This window comes from Streptomyces sp. Ru72 (assembly GCF_002920635.1).
Lineage (GTDB): Bacteria > Actinomycetota > Actinomycetes > Streptomycetales > Streptomycetaceae > Streptomyces.
Genome location: NZ_PQSR01000054.1, coordinates 14007 through 27789 on the forward strand (window position 1 = coordinate 14007; position 13783 = coordinate 27789).

13 protein-coding genes are annotated in these 13783 nt (G+C 71.6%); all 13 read right to left on the reverse strand.

Annotated elements, in window-relative coordinates; translation table 11 throughout:
- Positions 1-23: 23 nt before the first annotated feature.
- Entirely contained in the window at positions 24-536 is a 513-nt protein-coding gene (locus tag C3488_RS23435) for a hypothetical protein (protein WP_258053610.1), read from the reverse strand.
- Positions 509-1783, reverse strand: coding sequence for an MCE family protein (locus C3488_RS23440; RefSeq protein WP_103842439.1), 1275 nt, complete (start codon positions 1781-1783; stop codon positions 509-511). The genes C3488_RS23435 and C3488_RS23440 overlap by 28 nt, the downstream gene beginning before the upstream one ends.
- The gene (locus tag C3488_RS23445; protein WP_103842441.1) at positions 1780-3075 is read right to left on the reverse strand and encodes an MCE family protein; all 1296 of its coding nucleotides are present in this window, start codon (positions 3073-3075) and stop codon (positions 1780-1782) included. The genes C3488_RS23440 and C3488_RS23445 overlap by 4 nt, the downstream gene beginning before the upstream one ends.
- Entirely contained in the window at positions 3072-4199 is a 1128-nt protein-coding gene (locus C3488_RS23450; protein ID WP_103842443.1) for an MCE family protein, read from the reverse strand. The genes C3488_RS23445 and C3488_RS23450 overlap by 4 nt, the downstream gene beginning before the upstream one ends.
- Complete coding sequence (locus C3488_RS23455) at positions 4196-5176, reverse strand: MCE family protein (protein ID WP_103842503.1); 981 nt, start codon at positions 5174-5176, stop codon at positions 4196-4198. Before C3488_RS23455 ends, C3488_RS23450 begins: the two co-directional genes overlap by 4 nt.
- 254 nt (positions 5177-5430) lie before the next feature.
- Positions 5431-6468, reverse strand: a complete 1038-nt coding sequence (locus C3488_RS23460; RefSeq protein ID WP_103842444.1) for an MCE family protein — start codon at positions 6466-6468, stop codon at positions 5431-5433.
- The gene (locus C3488_RS23465) at positions 6465-7715 is read right to left on the reverse strand and encodes an MCE family protein (RefSeq protein ID WP_103842446.1); all 1251 of its coding nucleotides are present in this window, start codon (positions 7713-7715) and stop codon (positions 6465-6467) included. Before C3488_RS23465 ends, C3488_RS23460 begins: the two co-directional genes overlap by 4 nt.
- A gap of 4 nt (positions 7716-7719) precedes the next feature.
- Positions 7720-8553 carry an ABC transporter permease gene (locus tag C3488_RS23470; protein WP_103842448.1) on the reverse strand — a complete coding sequence of 278 codons (834 nt, stop codon included), beginning with the start codon at positions 8551-8553 and terminating at the stop codon, positions 7720-7722.
- Positions 8554-8556: 3 nt separating this feature from the next.
- Positions 8557-9327 carry an ABC transporter permease gene (locus C3488_RS23475; RefSeq protein WP_103842450.1) on the reverse strand — a complete coding sequence of 257 codons (771 nt, stop codon included), beginning with the start codon at positions 9325-9327 and terminating at the stop codon, positions 8557-8559.
- Positions 9324-10250 carry an ABC transporter ATP-binding protein gene (locus C3488_RS23480; RefSeq protein WP_103842505.1) on the reverse strand — a complete coding sequence of 309 codons (927 nt, stop codon included), beginning with the start codon at positions 10248-10250 and terminating at the stop codon, positions 9324-9326. The genes C3488_RS23475 and C3488_RS23480 overlap by 4 nt, the downstream gene beginning before the upstream one ends.
- Positions 10251-10382: 132 nt before the next feature.
- The gene (locus tag C3488_RS23485) at positions 10383-11432 is read right to left on the reverse strand and encodes a sigma-70 family RNA polymerase sigma factor (RefSeq protein ID WP_308460688.1); all 1050 of its coding nucleotides are present in this window, start codon (positions 11430-11432) and stop codon (positions 10383-10385) included.
- A 28-nt stretch (positions 11433-11460) separates the two neighbouring features.
- Complete coding sequence (locus C3488_RS23490; RefSeq protein WP_258053611.1) at positions 11461-12606, reverse strand: lytic transglycosylase domain-containing protein; 1146 nt, start codon at positions 12604-12606, stop codon at positions 11461-11463.
- Positions 12607-12699: 93 nt separating this feature from the next.
- Entirely contained in the window at positions 12700-13776 is a 1077-nt protein-coding gene (locus tag C3488_RS23495; protein WP_103842454.1) for a sodium:calcium antiporter, read from the reverse strand.
- Positions 13777-13783: the final 7 nt, after the last annotated feature.

Genomic DNA, 13783 nt, shown 5'->3' on the forward strand with positions numbered 1-13783 from the left:
CTCCTCAACTGTGGTGGCGTGGGTCAGCCCACGAACTCGACGTCGGAGGTCAGCCAGCGCCCGTGCTCGCGCACGAGGTCGAGCTGCAGCCGGTAGGTGCGCGCCTGCCCCTGGGGCGCGGCGGTGTTGGTCACCTTGCTGTCGGCGACCACCAGGACCCGGGCCGAGTCGGCGTCGGAGCGGACGATGCCCGCCTCGAGGACCTGTCCCTCGGACACCGACTTGTTCTGGGCGACGAGCTTCGTCAACTCGGCGGTCTGCGCGGCGAACTCCTTCTTGAACTCGCCCGTCGCGCCCTTCAGCACGTTCCCGCTGTCCCGGTCGTAGTGCCGGTAGTCGAGCGAGGTGAAGTTCAGCGCCGACTGCCGGGCCGCCGCCAGGATGTCCTGCCGGCGCTGCTCGGCCGCGCGCTGGTCGGCGAGGCGCAGGCCCAGCCAGACGGACAGCACGGTCGTCAGCACGGTGGCGGCGACGAGCCCTGCGGAGAGCACCCGGGGGCGTCCCCATCTCATGACATCGGTCCGACCAGCAGCCATTGCCACGACTCCTTTCCGAAGACGGTCTGTTCGCCGCCCGCCGAGCCGATCTCGACGGGCGTCCCGTCCGGGCCGGTCGCCGTGCCGGTCTCCGGGTCGTACGGGGTGACGTACGCGGTCCGGTTCGCGCCGCCCGAACCGGACGTCGCGCCGGGCGCGTTCTGCGCGCCGCGCACCGAGGTGGCGCTGCCGCGCGGCGCCGTGCAGCGGGCACCGGTGTTCGCCGCACGGGTTGCGGTGTCGGAGGGGTCGCGCCGCCGGGTTCCGTAACCCTGGGTGCACGCGGGCGGATCGTTCGCGTTCACGGTGAGCCCGAAGTGGGTGGTGCCGTCGCCGGGGATGACGGTGTAGCTGCCCGCGACCACCACCGGGAGGGTGACAAGGGCCTGCTCCACCCCGGGCAGCCTGGCGACGGTGACCTGACCGCCGCTGATCAGGTTGGCCAGCAGCACCGGCAGGGTCGGGCGGGTGGACCTCAGCAGGGAGTCGACCTCCTCAGCGGCGGGCGCCGCGTTTCCGACGACCCGGCGCAGGTCCCCGTCGCTCGACTTCAACTGCGCGGTGAGCGCGGCCAGGTCGCGGGAGAACGACTTGATCGCCGATCCCTTGTCGGCCTGGGTCTTGAGCACCTTCCGGGAGTCCTCGATCAGTGAGACCGTCTGCGGGAGCGAGTCGGACGCCGACTCGACGAGCTGGTTGCCGGAGTCCACCAGGCGGCTCAGGTTCGGCCCGGTGCCGGCGAACGCCTTGCCCAACTCGTCCACGGTGGTGCGCAGGTCGTCCTTGCCGACGGAGTTCACCAGCCGGTCCAGACTGAGGACGAGGTCGGTGACCGGCAGCGGCGTCCGGGTGCGGCTGCGCGGGATCGGGCTGCCGTCCATCAGATACGGGCCGCCGGAGCGCCGGGGCTGCAGATCGACGTACTGCTCGCCCACCGCCGACCGGTCCGCGACCACCGCGAGGGTGTCGGCCGGGATTTTCGGAGCGCCGTCCTCGATGTCCAGGGCGACCGACACCCCCGAGCCGTTCAGGTGCAGGGCGCCCACACGGCCCACCGGCACCCCGCGGTAGGTGACCTCGGCGCCGGTGAAGATGCCGCCCGACTCGGCGAAGTCGGCAGTGACGGTGTAGCCGCGGCCGAGCACGTCGTCCGCGAGGCCGGTGTACTCGGCGCCGACGTACGACACCCCGACGACGGTGACCGCGGCGAAGGCCAGCAACTGGGCCTTGACCATGCGGGTGATCACGGCTGCATCCCCCTCAGCATCAGCTCGGCGAGCGCGAGGTCGATCCCCGGCGGCAGGCGGTGGGTCCCGTCGGACGTGCCGTAGCCCGCGGTGCACACCGGTGGGCACAGCACACCGCCGCCGCCCGAGGGAGCGGAGGGGGTGACCGACGGCTTCGGCACCTTGGGCAGGCCCGGGGCGCTGGGCAGCGCGGTGGGCACCGGCACCGGCACGCTCGGGAGGCCGGGGAGGGAGGGCGTCGGAACCGGCTGCTTCCCGGATCCGCCGCTCTTGCCGCCCTTGCCGGGCTCGTCGGCGAGATTGCCGTACAGGTCCGCCAGGTCGAGGTCGGCGGTGATCTTGAGGTTGACGTAGTCCCCCTTCACGGCGTCGACCACATTGCGCGGGAACGGGTACGTCGTCAGCAGCTCGAGGGAGTTCGGCAGGTCGTCGCCCGCCTTGTTCAGCTGTTGCAGGATCGGCCGGAGCTCCTTCAGGTTGGCGACGGTGTCGTCCCGCGAGGCGTTGACGACCCGGGTGCCGGTCGTACCCAGATCGGACAGCGCGGTGAGCATCTTCGTCAGGTCGCGCCGCTGGTCGGCCAGTACCTTCAGGGCGGGCGGGATCGTGTCGACGGCCTGGGCCATCGTCTCCTTCTCGGTCCCGAGCCGCTTCGCCAGCCGGTCGATGCCCTCCAGCGCCCGGACGATCTCCGAGCGCTGCCGGTCCAGGCCGCCCAGGAACGTGTCGAGTTGCTTCAGCAGCGACCGGACCCGCGTCTCGCGGCCGTCCAGGGCCTTGTTCAGCTCCACGGTGATGGTCTTGAGCTGGGCGACGCCGCCGCCGTTGAGGAGCGCGGACAGCGCGGACAGCACCTCCTCGATCTCCGGGTTGCGGCCGCTGCGGGACAGCGGGATGACGTCGCCGTCGCGGAGCCGGCCCACGGAGGCGGTACCGCTCGGCGCGGACAGCGCGACGTACTTCTCACCCAGGATGCTGGTCTGCCTGAGGTCGGCGACCGCGTTGGCCGGCAGCTTCACCGAGTCCGCCACCCGCAGCCGCACCCGCGCGTGCCAGCCCTCCAGCTCGACCTTCTCGACGGCGCCCACGGTGACGTCGTTGACCTTCACCGCCGACTGCGGGACCAGGTCGAGGACGTCCCGGAACTCCACCGTGACGTGGTAGGCGTGGCCGTCGGAGGCGGCGCCGCCCGGCAGCGGGATGTCGTACCAGCCGTTGAACCCGCACCCGGACAGCAGCAGCGAACCGGCCGCCGTCCACGCGACCGCCCGGCCCGTGCGCCGGGCGCTCATGCCGCGCCCCCGAGGATTCCGCCGAGGGTCCGGTCGACCGTGCCCGTGCCCGTGGGGGCGGCGGGGAGCTCGGGCAGCGAGTCGAAGAGCTTTCGCAGCTGTGCGCAGTCGGGGTTCCTGTCGCCCGCGTCCCCGGTGGTTTTCAGCAGGGAGCACAGCAGGGACGCCGGGTCCTGCGGAGCCTGGGCGTTGTTGCGGGTGTCGAGGGTGCCGGCGGAAGGGTTGTAGGCGTTCTGCAGGTTCGACAGGCCCGTCGGGGCGACGTCCAACAGCTCCTCCAGTGCGGCCCGTTGCGTGACGAGGACCCGGGTGACCTTGCTGAGGCCCTCGACGTCCGAGGTCAGTGCCGTCTTGTTGTGCTTCACGAAGTCCGAGACGTCGGCGAGGGCCGTCCCGAGGTACTTGAGCGCGGCGGCGAGGTCCGTGCGCTCTCCGGCGAGCTGCCCCGCCACTTCGGCGAGGCTGTCGTTGAACGACCGCACGCTCTGGTCGTCGGCCGCCAGCGCCGCCGTGAACACCTGGAGGTTGCGCACGGTGCCGAACAGGTCGCCCCGGCCGTCGGACAGCGTGGTGACCGCCTGGGAGAGGTCCTCCACGGACTGGTTGAGGTTCGTGCCCTGGCCCTTGAGGTTGTCCGCGCTCACCCCGAGCAGCCGCGACAGGGAGCCGTCCTTGTTGGCGCCCTTCGGGCCGAGCGCGTCGGCGGTGGTGTGCAGGCTGTCGAAGATCCGGTCCAGCTCGACGGGCACGGCCGTGCGCGACTCGGGGATGACGGCGCCGTCCCGCAGCACCGGGCCCCTGCGGTACACCGGCAGCAGCTGCACATAACGGTCGCTCACCACCGACGAGTTGATGATCGCGGCCTGGGCGCCCGCGGGGACCTTCCGTCCCGCGTCGTACTCCAGGTCCACCCGCACCCGGTCGCCCTGAGGCGTGATCCTGCGGACCTGGCCGATACGGACGCCGAGGACGCGGACATCGGAACCGGGGTAGATGCCGACGGTACGCGGGAAGTACGCCGTGACGCGGACCGTACGCGGATGCGGCCACAGCACGACGGCGGCGACGGCGACCACCGCCAGCACGGTGAGCAGGGCGAGGGCCTGCCGGAAGCGCTTGTTCACTGGGAGCCTCCCGTGCGCGGCACCACCGGGGCGGCGACCAGGTTCTGGACGTAGGAGTCGAACCAGCGGCCGTTGCCGAGGGTGTTGGTGAACAGCCGGACATAGGGCGCGAGCAGGCTGACGCTGCGGTCCAGGCTCGCCTGGTTGCGCTCCAGCATCCGGACGAACGTGTTGAGGTTCCGCAGCGCGGGGCCGATCTCCTTCTGGTTGTCGTCCACCAGGCCCGACAGCTCGATGCCCAGCGCCGCCGAAGTCTTGAGCAGCGTGTGGATCGCCTCGCGCCGCTCGCTGATCTCCTGGAAGAGCTTGTCGCCGTCCTTCACCAGGGCGGAGAAGTCCTTCGTGTGCTCGGCCAGCACCCCGGTGACCCCGTTCGCGTGCTTGAGGAGGTCGCCCAGGGCCTGGTCGCGCGAGGCGATCGTCCGGGAGATCCGGGACAGTCCCTGGATGGAGGCCTTCACCTCGGCAGGCGAGTCCTGGAAGGTGGTGGAGATGGTGTCCATGGCCTTCGCCAGCCGCTGGGTGTCCACCTTCTCCGTCGTGGTGGTCAGATCGCTGAACGCCTGCACGACGTCGTACGCCGACACCGTCCGCCCGATCGGGATCTCGCCGCCCGGCTTCAGCCGGCCGGGACCCTTCGGGTACAGCGCCAGGTACTTGGCGCCCAGGATCGTCTTCACCCGGATCGCGGCGGTCGTCGCGGTGCCCATCGCCGGGTCGCCCTTGATCTTGAACGTCACCTTCACGTGGTCGCCGTCGAGGTCGACGGCCTCGACCTTGCCGACCTTGACTCCGGCGATCCGCACCTCGTCGCCCGGCTTGAGTCCGCCCGCCTCGGAGAAGGCCGCGTCGTACGTCTCGCCGTCGCCGATCAGCGGCAGGCTGTCGGCGTTGAACGCGGCGACGGTCAGCAGGGCGAGGGTCAGGAGGCCCACGGCACCGACCACGACGGGATTGCGCTCGCGGAACGGCTTCAGCCGTGGCCGGCGCAGCCGGATCGCGGGCAGCTTCGGCGGCAGGACGTGCACCTTCACCAAGGGCTCCGGGCCCCGGGTCCGGCGAGGCAGAGGGTTGCCGATAGGCAGTTTCGGCGGGAGAACCCGCACCTTCACCAAAGGCTCCGGACGGCTCGTCCTGCGGGGCAGGCGGACCGTCGGCAGCTTCGGGGGCAGGACCCGCACCTTCACCAGGGGCTCGCGGCGCCGGGTCCTGCGGGGCGTGACGGGCGTCCTCATGAGCCGCACCTCGCCTGCGCCACATGGAAGTCGGGGCTGATGACCTGCTTCGTCCTCGGCAGCACGATCCGGCCGTCGAAGTCGCACAGGTAGAAGTTGAACCATGAGCCGTACGACGCCGTCCCCGTCAGCGCGTTCAGCTTGTTCGGCAGCCGCTGCAGCACACCCTCCACGGTCTTCTCGTTCCTGTTCAGCGTTCCGGTGAGCCGGTTCAGCCCGTCGATGTCGTCCTTCAGCGGGGGACGTGCGTCCCGCAGCAGCCCGGAGGTGGCCTCGGTCAGGTCGCCGATGCTCACCAGGGAGTCCCCGATCGGCTTGCGGTCGGCGGACAGCCCGGAGATCACCCGCCGCAGCTGGGTGATCAGCGCGGAGAAGCGCGCGCCGCGCCGGTCGAGCGTGTCCAGCACCGTGTTGAGGTTGTCGATCACCGAGCCGATCAGCTGGTCCCGGTCGGCGAGTGTCGTGGTGAGCGATGCGGTGTGCGCGAGCAGGCTGTTGACGGTGGAGCCCTCGCCCTGCAGGGTCTGGATGATCTCGGTGGCGAGCTGGTTGACGTCGTTCGGGCTCAGCGCGGCGAACAGCGGCTTGAAGCCGTTCAGCAGCGCGTTCAGGTCCAGCGCCGGCTGGGTCCGCGACAGCGGGATGGTGCCGCCGGGCCGCAGCCGGGTGCCGTCGCCCGCGCCCTCGGTCAGCGCGACGTACCGCTGCCCGACCAGGTTGCGGTAGCGGAGGACCGCGTGGGTGCTGGTGAGCAGCGGCCGGTCCGCCTCCACGCTGAAGGTGACCTCCGCCAGCGTCCGGTCCTTGATCCGGATGCCCTCCACCTGACCGACCCGCACCCCGGCCACCCGGATGTCGTCGCCGTTCTCCAGGCCCGTGACGTCGCTGAACACCGCGTGGTAGGTGTCCTTGGGGGTGAAGGAGACATTGACGATGGTGGCCGCGAGCAGGGCCGTCGCCGCGATCGTCACCAGCGCGAACAGGCCGAACTTGATCAGCGGTGCCGCGGTCTGCCGGGCGCCTTTCGTCCTCATGCGACGCTCACCGCCGTTCCGCGGGCCAGTGGCCCGAACAGCAGGGTCGCGACGGGCGGCACCTGGTCGGCGGGCACGCCCATGACGGGAGCCACGAGCGAGCCGACGGCCCGCTGTTCGGCCCGGGTGGCGGACACGTCGACACCTCCGGGAAGAGCGCCGCCGTCCGAAGCGCCGGACGACGTACCGTCGTTGAGCTTGGGTTTCGGTCCGGGCACCGGCGGGTGGGGCAGTCCCCGGCAGTCGGGTCCCGACCGGTCCGCGTAGCGCGGCTCCTCGCCGGGCCGGTACGCGCCCTGCGGACGCACGACCTCGAGGGTGATCCGCATCTCGCCGCCCCGGAACGCGTCCTCGGACGCCTGCTCCTGGTGGACCAGGCCCTGCAGCAGGCACGGGTACTCGGGGGAGTAGCGGGCGAACAGCTCCAGCGTGGGGCGGGACACCCGGCCGAGGGTGATCAGCCGGTCGCCGTTCTCGTCGAAGAAGTCCCGCCCGGTCTCGGCGACGGTCGCGGTGGTGCGGAGCGCGGCGGCCAGTTCGTCCTTCTTCTCGACGAGGGTACGGCTGGTGGTGACGGTGTTGCGCAGGATCGCCATCAGGTCGGGTGCCGCGTCCCCGTACACCTGGGCGACGTCGGCGAAGCGCGAGATGTCCTCCCGCAGGGACGGCAGATGCGGGTTCAGGCGGCGCAGATACGCCTCCACCCGGGTCAGGTTGTCGCCGATCCGGTCGCCGCGGCCCTCCAGCGCTGTGGCGAACGCCGAGAGCGTGGCATTGAGCTCGCCGGGCTGGACCGTGCGCAGCAGCGGCAGCAGGTCGTTCATCAGCCGCTGCAGCTCGATGCCGGTCTTCGTGCGGTCCTGGGCGATGACGTCCCCGGCGCGGATGGGCCTGGCGGTGGAGCCGGCGGGCGGCACCAGGTCGACGTACTTCTCGCCGAACAGCGTCTTGGGCAGCAGCCGGGCATGCACGTCCGACGGGATGAACGTGACGTACTGCGGCTTGAGGGCGAGGTCGAGCGTCGCCTTCGTGCCGTCCGCGTGCACCGCGCGCACCTCGCCCACCAGCAGCCCGCGCAGCTTGACGTCGGCGCGCGGCTCCAGCTGGTTGCCGAGGCTGTCGGCCTGGAGCGTCACGCGCACCACGGAGGTGAACGCCTGCTGGTAGACCGCCACCGCGAGCGACAGCAGCAGCGCCAGCACGGCGATGAACGCGACGCCGTACAAACGAAGTCTCCACACTCTCACCGGCTCACCCCGCGATCCGTACGGTCGTGTTGGCGCCCCAGATCGCGAGGCTCAGGAAGAAGTCCAGGACGTTGATCGCCACGATGGACGTGCGCACCGCCCGGCCCACCGCGACACCGACTCCCGCCGGGCCGCCGCTCGCGTGGTAGCCGTAGTAGCAGTGCACCAGGATGATCAGCACCGCGAACACGATCACCTTGCCGAAGGACCACAGCACGTCGACGGGCGGCAGGTACTGGTGGAAGTAGTGGTCGTAGGTGCCCGTCGACTGCCCGTAGTAGCCGGTCGTGATGGTGCGGGCGGCCAGGTACGACGACAGCAGCCCGATCACGTACAGCGGGATCACCGCGACGAACCCGGCGATCATCCGCGTCGTCACCAGGAACGGCAGCGAGGGCACGCCCATCACCTCCAGCGCGTCGGTCTCCTCGCTGATCCGCATCGCGCCGAGCTGCGCCGTGAAGCCGGCGCCGACCGTGGCGGACAGGGCGAGCCCGGCCACCAGCGGCGCGATCTCGCGGGTGTTGAAGTACGCCGACAGGAACGCCACGAAGTTGGAGGTGCCGAGCTGGTTGAGGGCGGCATAGCCCTGCAGGCCGACCTCGGTGCCGGTGAAGAACGACATGAAGGCGATCACGCCGACCGTGCCGCCGACGACGGCGAGCGCGCCCCGGCCGAAGCTGACCTCGGCGAGCAGCCGCAGGATCTCCTTCTTGTAGCGGCGCAGGGTGCGGCCCGTCCACGCCAGTGAACGGCCGTAGAAGGAGAGCTGGGCGCCCAGGTCCTCCAGGGAGCGCAGGGGCCGTTCGAGGAGCCGCAGGGGTCGTGGAGGTCGCATCGCTCAACCCCTCTGCGGGACGATCTGGAAGTACACGGCGGTCATCACGAAGTTCGTCACGAACAGCAACATGAAGGTGATCACCACGGACTGGTTGACGGCGTCCCCGACGCCCTTCGGGCCGCCTTTCGCGTTGAGCCCCTTGTAGGAGGCGACGATCGCGGCGATCGCCCCGAACACCAGCGCCTTCACCTCGGCCGCCCACAGGTCGGAGAGCTGCGCGAGGGTGGTGAAGGACGCCAGGTACGCGCCCGGCGTGCCGTTCTGGAGGACGACGTTGAAGAAATAGCCGCCGGCCACACCGACGACGGACACCAGGCCGTTGAGCAGGACGGCCACCACCATGGATGCCAGCACGCGGGGGACGACGAGCCGGTGGATCGGGTCGATGCCGAGCACCTGCATCGCGTCGATCTCCTCACGGATCTTGCGCGCCCCGAGGTCCGCGCAGATCGCGGTGCCGCCGGCGCCCGCGATCAGCAGCGCGGTGACGATCGGCGACGCCTCGCGCAGCACCGCCAGCACGGAGGCGGCACCGGAGAAGGACTGCGCGCCGAGCTGCCGTGTCAGGCTGCCGATCTGCAGGGCGATGACCGCCCCGAAGGGGATCGACACGAGTGCCGTGGGCAGGATGGTGACGCTCGCGACGAACCACGCCTGCTGGATGAACTCCCGCGCCTGGAACGGCCGTCGGGGCAGGGTCCGGACGACGTCCAGTGCCAGCGCGAACAGGTTGCCCGAGTGGCGCAGTGGCGCGGTGGGGGACAGGCTCATGCGCCGGCGGCCTCCTTCCGGTGCAGTGCGGCCTCACGCCGGGCGATGGCCTCCCAGCGGGGCGGGCGGGTGATGCCCGGGCCGGGCAGCAGCCGGGGAGTCATCTCCTGGGGCGCGCTGTCGTCCAGATGCGCCAGCTCCTGCTCGACCTGGGCGGCGTCCTTCTCCTCCGCCATGCCGATGGGTCCCTGCATCCGGCCGTTCAGGAACTGGCGCACCACCGGCTCGTCGCTGGTCAGCAGCTTTTCGCGGGGCCCGAACATCACCAGTTCGCGGCGGAACAGCAGCCCGATGTTGTCGGGGACCTGGCGGGCCGAGGCGATGTCGTGGGTGACGATCAGGAAGGTGGCGCCGGTCTGTGCGTTGAGATCGACGATGAGCTGGTTGAGGTAGGCCACGCGCACCGGGTCGAGGCCCGAGTCCGGCTCGTCGAACAGGACGATCTCCGGATCGAGCACCAGTGCCCGAGCGAGCCCGGCCCGCTTGCGCATACCGCCGGAGATCTCGCCGGGCAGCTTTCCCTCGGCGCCGAGCAGGCCGACCATGTCCATCTTCTCCAGCACGATCCGCCGGATGTCGGACTCGGACTTGCGGGTGTGCTCACGCAGCGGGAAAGCGATGTTGTCGTACAGGTTCATCGAGCCGAACAGCGCACCGTCCTGGAACAGCACGCCGAACAGCTTCCGCACCTCGTACAGCTCGTGCTCGCGCAGCCTGGTGATGTCCCGGCCCGCGACCTTCACCGAGCCGCGCTCGGGTCTGAGCAGCCCGACGAGTGTCTTGAGGAACACGGACTTGCCCGTCCCGGAGGGGCCGAGCATCACGGAGACCTCTCCCGCGGGCAGCGTCAGCGAGACGTCCTGCCAGATGACCTGGTGTCCGAAGGACTTGGTCAGCCCTTCCACACAGATCTCGACACCCATCCGCGCTCCACCCTTCACCCACGTGAGCAGCTCCGACATCTGCTCTACGGGGAGGGGCGGGGGGTCCGTCGCGAGGAAGCGGAAATTTTTCCGGACTTCTCGGCAGGGCCTGCGGCGGCGTTGCCGACGGGCCTACGGCAGCTTCACCGAGGGCGTGCTCGGGGTGGGCACGGGCAGTGAGGCGGACGGCAGGGAGGGAGTGCCCGTCGGTACCGGCGGGAGCGAGGGGACGGCGGACGGGACCGGCAGGTTCGGCACCGTCGGCACGCCGGGGACCCCCGGCGCCGACAACGTCGGGAGCGGGGCCGACGACACCTCCGGCAGGGACGGCACGGACAGGGGCAGCGGTGAGCCGGTGCCCGGTGTGCGGGCCGTCCTCCGGCCGGCCGGCGTCCGCGTCGCGTGCGAGGCGATGCCCGTGTGCGGCGGACCACCCTGCTCCGTGCCGCCGGTGCTGTCCGTGCGGAGCGCCGGGGCGCTGTGCGTCACCGCCGGCCGCGGGACCGGGGCCTGAGTGGCGCCCCCGCCTCCGCCCAGCGTCTGCGGCAGGACGAACCCCGCCACCACCAGCGTCGCCGCCGTCGAGGTGACCGCCACCGTCTGCGCCTTGCCGGCCCCGTGCGGCCGCCCACGCCCGAGCAGGAACAGCACGGCGCCGAGCGTCCCGGCCAGCGAGGCGCGCAGCGTCCGCCGTGCCCGGGCCAGCAGCGACTCGACGGTCCGGTAGCTCAGGCCCATCCGCACGGCCACCTGACCCACGTCCAGGTCCTCGGACTTCAGCCGCAGGGCCTCCGCCTGGCGCGCCGGCAACTCCCCGCTGCGCACGGCGAGCCACCGGGCCTCGGCCCGGTCGCACACCGCCTCGTCGACGGGCACCGGGCCCGGCGTGAGGAGCGTGGGGCTGCTGCGCACCTCGGCCTCCCGGTTGACCTGCCGGTACCGGTCCACGCACAGTCGCATCGTCACCGTGGTCAGCCAGGCGCCGAGGCGCTCGTCGTCGAGATCCGGGCGCTCCGCCGCGCGCAGCATCGCCTCGTGCACCGCGTCCTCGGCGTCCTCCAGGCTCATCGACCGGCGCCGGGCCACCTTGAGCAGGTGCTCCCGGTGGCTCCACATGCGCTTCCAGCGGTCCTGGGCAGCCTGTGTCTCCGCGTCCCCGGCCTCCCCTGTCTCAGCAGGCATGTCCGTCGCCATGAGGGCCCCTTCGCGCTCACCCGCCGGTCCTGTGCACCCGGCGGGTGGCGACATTACCGCCCAGTATCCGCGGTTGGGGAGGGGTGGAGCCCATCGTGTCCGCACCGTTGCTGGTCAGCGGGCCACCACTCGGCAGCACCCCGGTGCCGGGCAGCCCGATGCTCGGGGTGGGCACGGGCAGCGAGGGCGGCGCGTCCGTCTGCCGCGGCACCCCGGCCGTACGCGTCGGGGACGGGGTGGGGGAGGGCTCGGAGACGGTGGCCGACGGGGACGGTGCCGCGCCCGGGCGGTGCTCCGACGGCTTCGGCGAGGGGTGCGCCGTGCTGCCCCGCCGGGGCGGCTTCGGTCCCTGCGACGCCGCGGCGCCCCCGGCCAGGTCCGGCACCACGCGGTGCCCCGCCAGGAAGTACGCGTACCAGGCCCTGACCGTCCGCAGATACTCCTGGGAGGCGTTGTAGCCGAGGATCGCCCGGTCCAGTTGCGCGGGATCCGACAGGTCCCGGCCGCCCGCGCACAGGTAGCGGCCCGCGGCGAGCGCCGCGTCGAAGACGTTGTCCGGGTCCTCGCGTCCGTCGCCGTTGCCGTCCGCGCCCCACCGGGCCCAGGTGGAGGGGATGAACTGCATCGGCCCGACCGCGCGGTCGTACACCGGGTCCCCGTCGTAGGCACCCCCGTCGGTGTCCCGTACGACGGCGTAGGGACCCCCGGTCAGTCGAGGTCCGAGGATCGGTGTCACCGTCGTACCGTCCGCCCGCACCCGGCCGCCCCACGCCTGCCCGGACTCCACCTGACCGATCGCGGCCAGCAACTGCCAGCGCAGACGGCATCCGGGCGCGGTACGCGCCAGCTCCGCCTCTGCGTGCCGGTAGGCGGCGAACACCGTGGCGGGCAACGCCCCGGCGCCGCTCGCCGCCGATCGCCCGTCCTTCTGCGGCTTCCCGGTGCGCAGCGGTGGCAGCTGGGTGCGGTACGGGGTGTCGCCGGACACGCTCGGCCCGTGCTCGGCGGGTGCGTCCGGCCGCGCGGGCTCGGAGGCCCGTGCCGCCACCGCGCCCGGCGCCTGCGAAGCGGTGAGCGCCGCCATGGCCGCCGCCGCGACCGCCGTCCCCCTGACCCCCCTGAACGCACCCCCGAACGCATGCCTGAACACTCGCCCTGCCACGGAGCACTCCCCTCCCTGTACGGATCCCTTCCTCTGCTCTACGCGGCAGGGAGGCGCGTCCGTCGCGGGAGGCGGGGCGGGCACCCGGCACCGTCAAGACGTATCGGCAGGAACCATTCCGAACCAGGTGAAACTCACCACCCAGTACACGACGTACAGCGCGAGCAGCGCGAAACCGTGCCGGCGCCTGAGCCGCCCGGTGGAGATGGCGTACGCGCCGAGCCCGTTCACCACGAGCAGCGCGGGCAGGTGCCAGGTCAGGACGCTCCGGTCGATGACCACGCTGCCCGCCAGCAGCACGATGCCGAGCTTGCCCGTGACCGAGAAGACGACGCTTCCGATGACGTTGCCGACCCCGATCTCCGGTGCCCCCTTCCGGGCCGGTTCCACGGTCAGGAAGATGTCCTCGACCGTCAGCACCACCGTCACGACGGTCGCGCCGAAGACGGTTCCCTGAAGCCCGTACGTCTGCAGGATGCCCTTGGTGCCGATGCCCGTGATCGCGGAGCCCGCGACCAGGCCGGCCACGGCGAGCACCGCGAGGCCGAGCCCCGTCCAGCCGGACCGTTCGCGCACCTGGGCGAGCAACCCGCCACCCGGCGGTGCTCCCGCGCGGGTCCGTGCCGCCGTGATCGCGCAGGCGTCCGCCTCCCGGCGGATCGGTGCGCGGTCCCCGGCTCCCCGGGCGAGGGAGTAGGCCTCGTACAGCTCCGCGTCCCGGAACACGGGCGTGTCGTCCCGGGACTCCCGTACCGCCACGTAGGCGAGGAACAAGGCGAACAACCCCAGGAGCGCCACGCCGTCCAGAGCGGTGAGCGGGGCGGTCAGCGCGCACACGACCATCACGAGGGGCGCACAGGCGAAGACGAGGACGTAGTCGCGCGGAATGGTGACGCGGGTGGGTGTGAGGATCGCCGCGAGGGCCAGGACCACTCCCGTCATGGACAGCACGGTCCCGATCACCACGCCCAGTGCCACCCCGCCGAGGTCCTCGAGATTGAGCGCGACGCCGAGAAAGATGTCGTCGAACTCGATGCCCGTGAAGACGACGGAGACCAGGAACAGGGAGACGTGGAATCCGCTCGCGATCCCGACGAGACGCCGGATCAGCTGCTCGGCGCTGAACACCAGCAGGGCCGCCCCGGCGGCGAACAGCAGGATCGAGGCCACGGCGGAC

Excerpts from the sequence above, each read along its gene's own strand:
- C3488_RS23435 (WP_258053610.1), bottom strand. The coding sequence starts at position 536 with ATGGCTGCTGGTCGGACCGATGTCATGAGATGGGGACGCCCCCGGGTG.
- C3488_RS23445 (WP_103842441.1), bottom strand. The coding sequence starts at position 3,075 with ATGAGCGCCCGGCGCACGGGCCGGGCGGTCGCGTGGACGGCGGCCGGT.
- C3488_RS23460 (WP_103842444.1), bottom strand. The coding sequence starts at position 6,468 with ATGAGGACGAAAGGCGCCCGGCAGACCGCGGCACCGCTGATCAAGTTC.
- C3488_RS23470 (WP_103842448.1), bottom strand. The coding sequence starts at position 8,553 with ATGCGACCTCCACGACCCCTGCGGCTCCTCGAACGGCCCCTGCGCTCC.
- C3488_RS23475 (WP_103842450.1), bottom strand. The coding sequence starts at position 9,327 with ATGAGCCTGTCCCCCACCGCGCCACTGCGCCACTCGGGCAACCTGTTC.
- C3488_RS23480 (WP_103842505.1), bottom strand. The coding sequence starts at position 10,250 with ATGGGTGTCGAGATCTGTGTGGAAGGGCTGACCAAGTCCTTCGGACAC.
- C3488_RS23485 (WP_308460688.1), bottom strand. The coding sequence starts at position 11,432 with ATGCCTGCTGAGACAGGGGAGGCCGGGGACGCGGAGACACAGGCTGCC.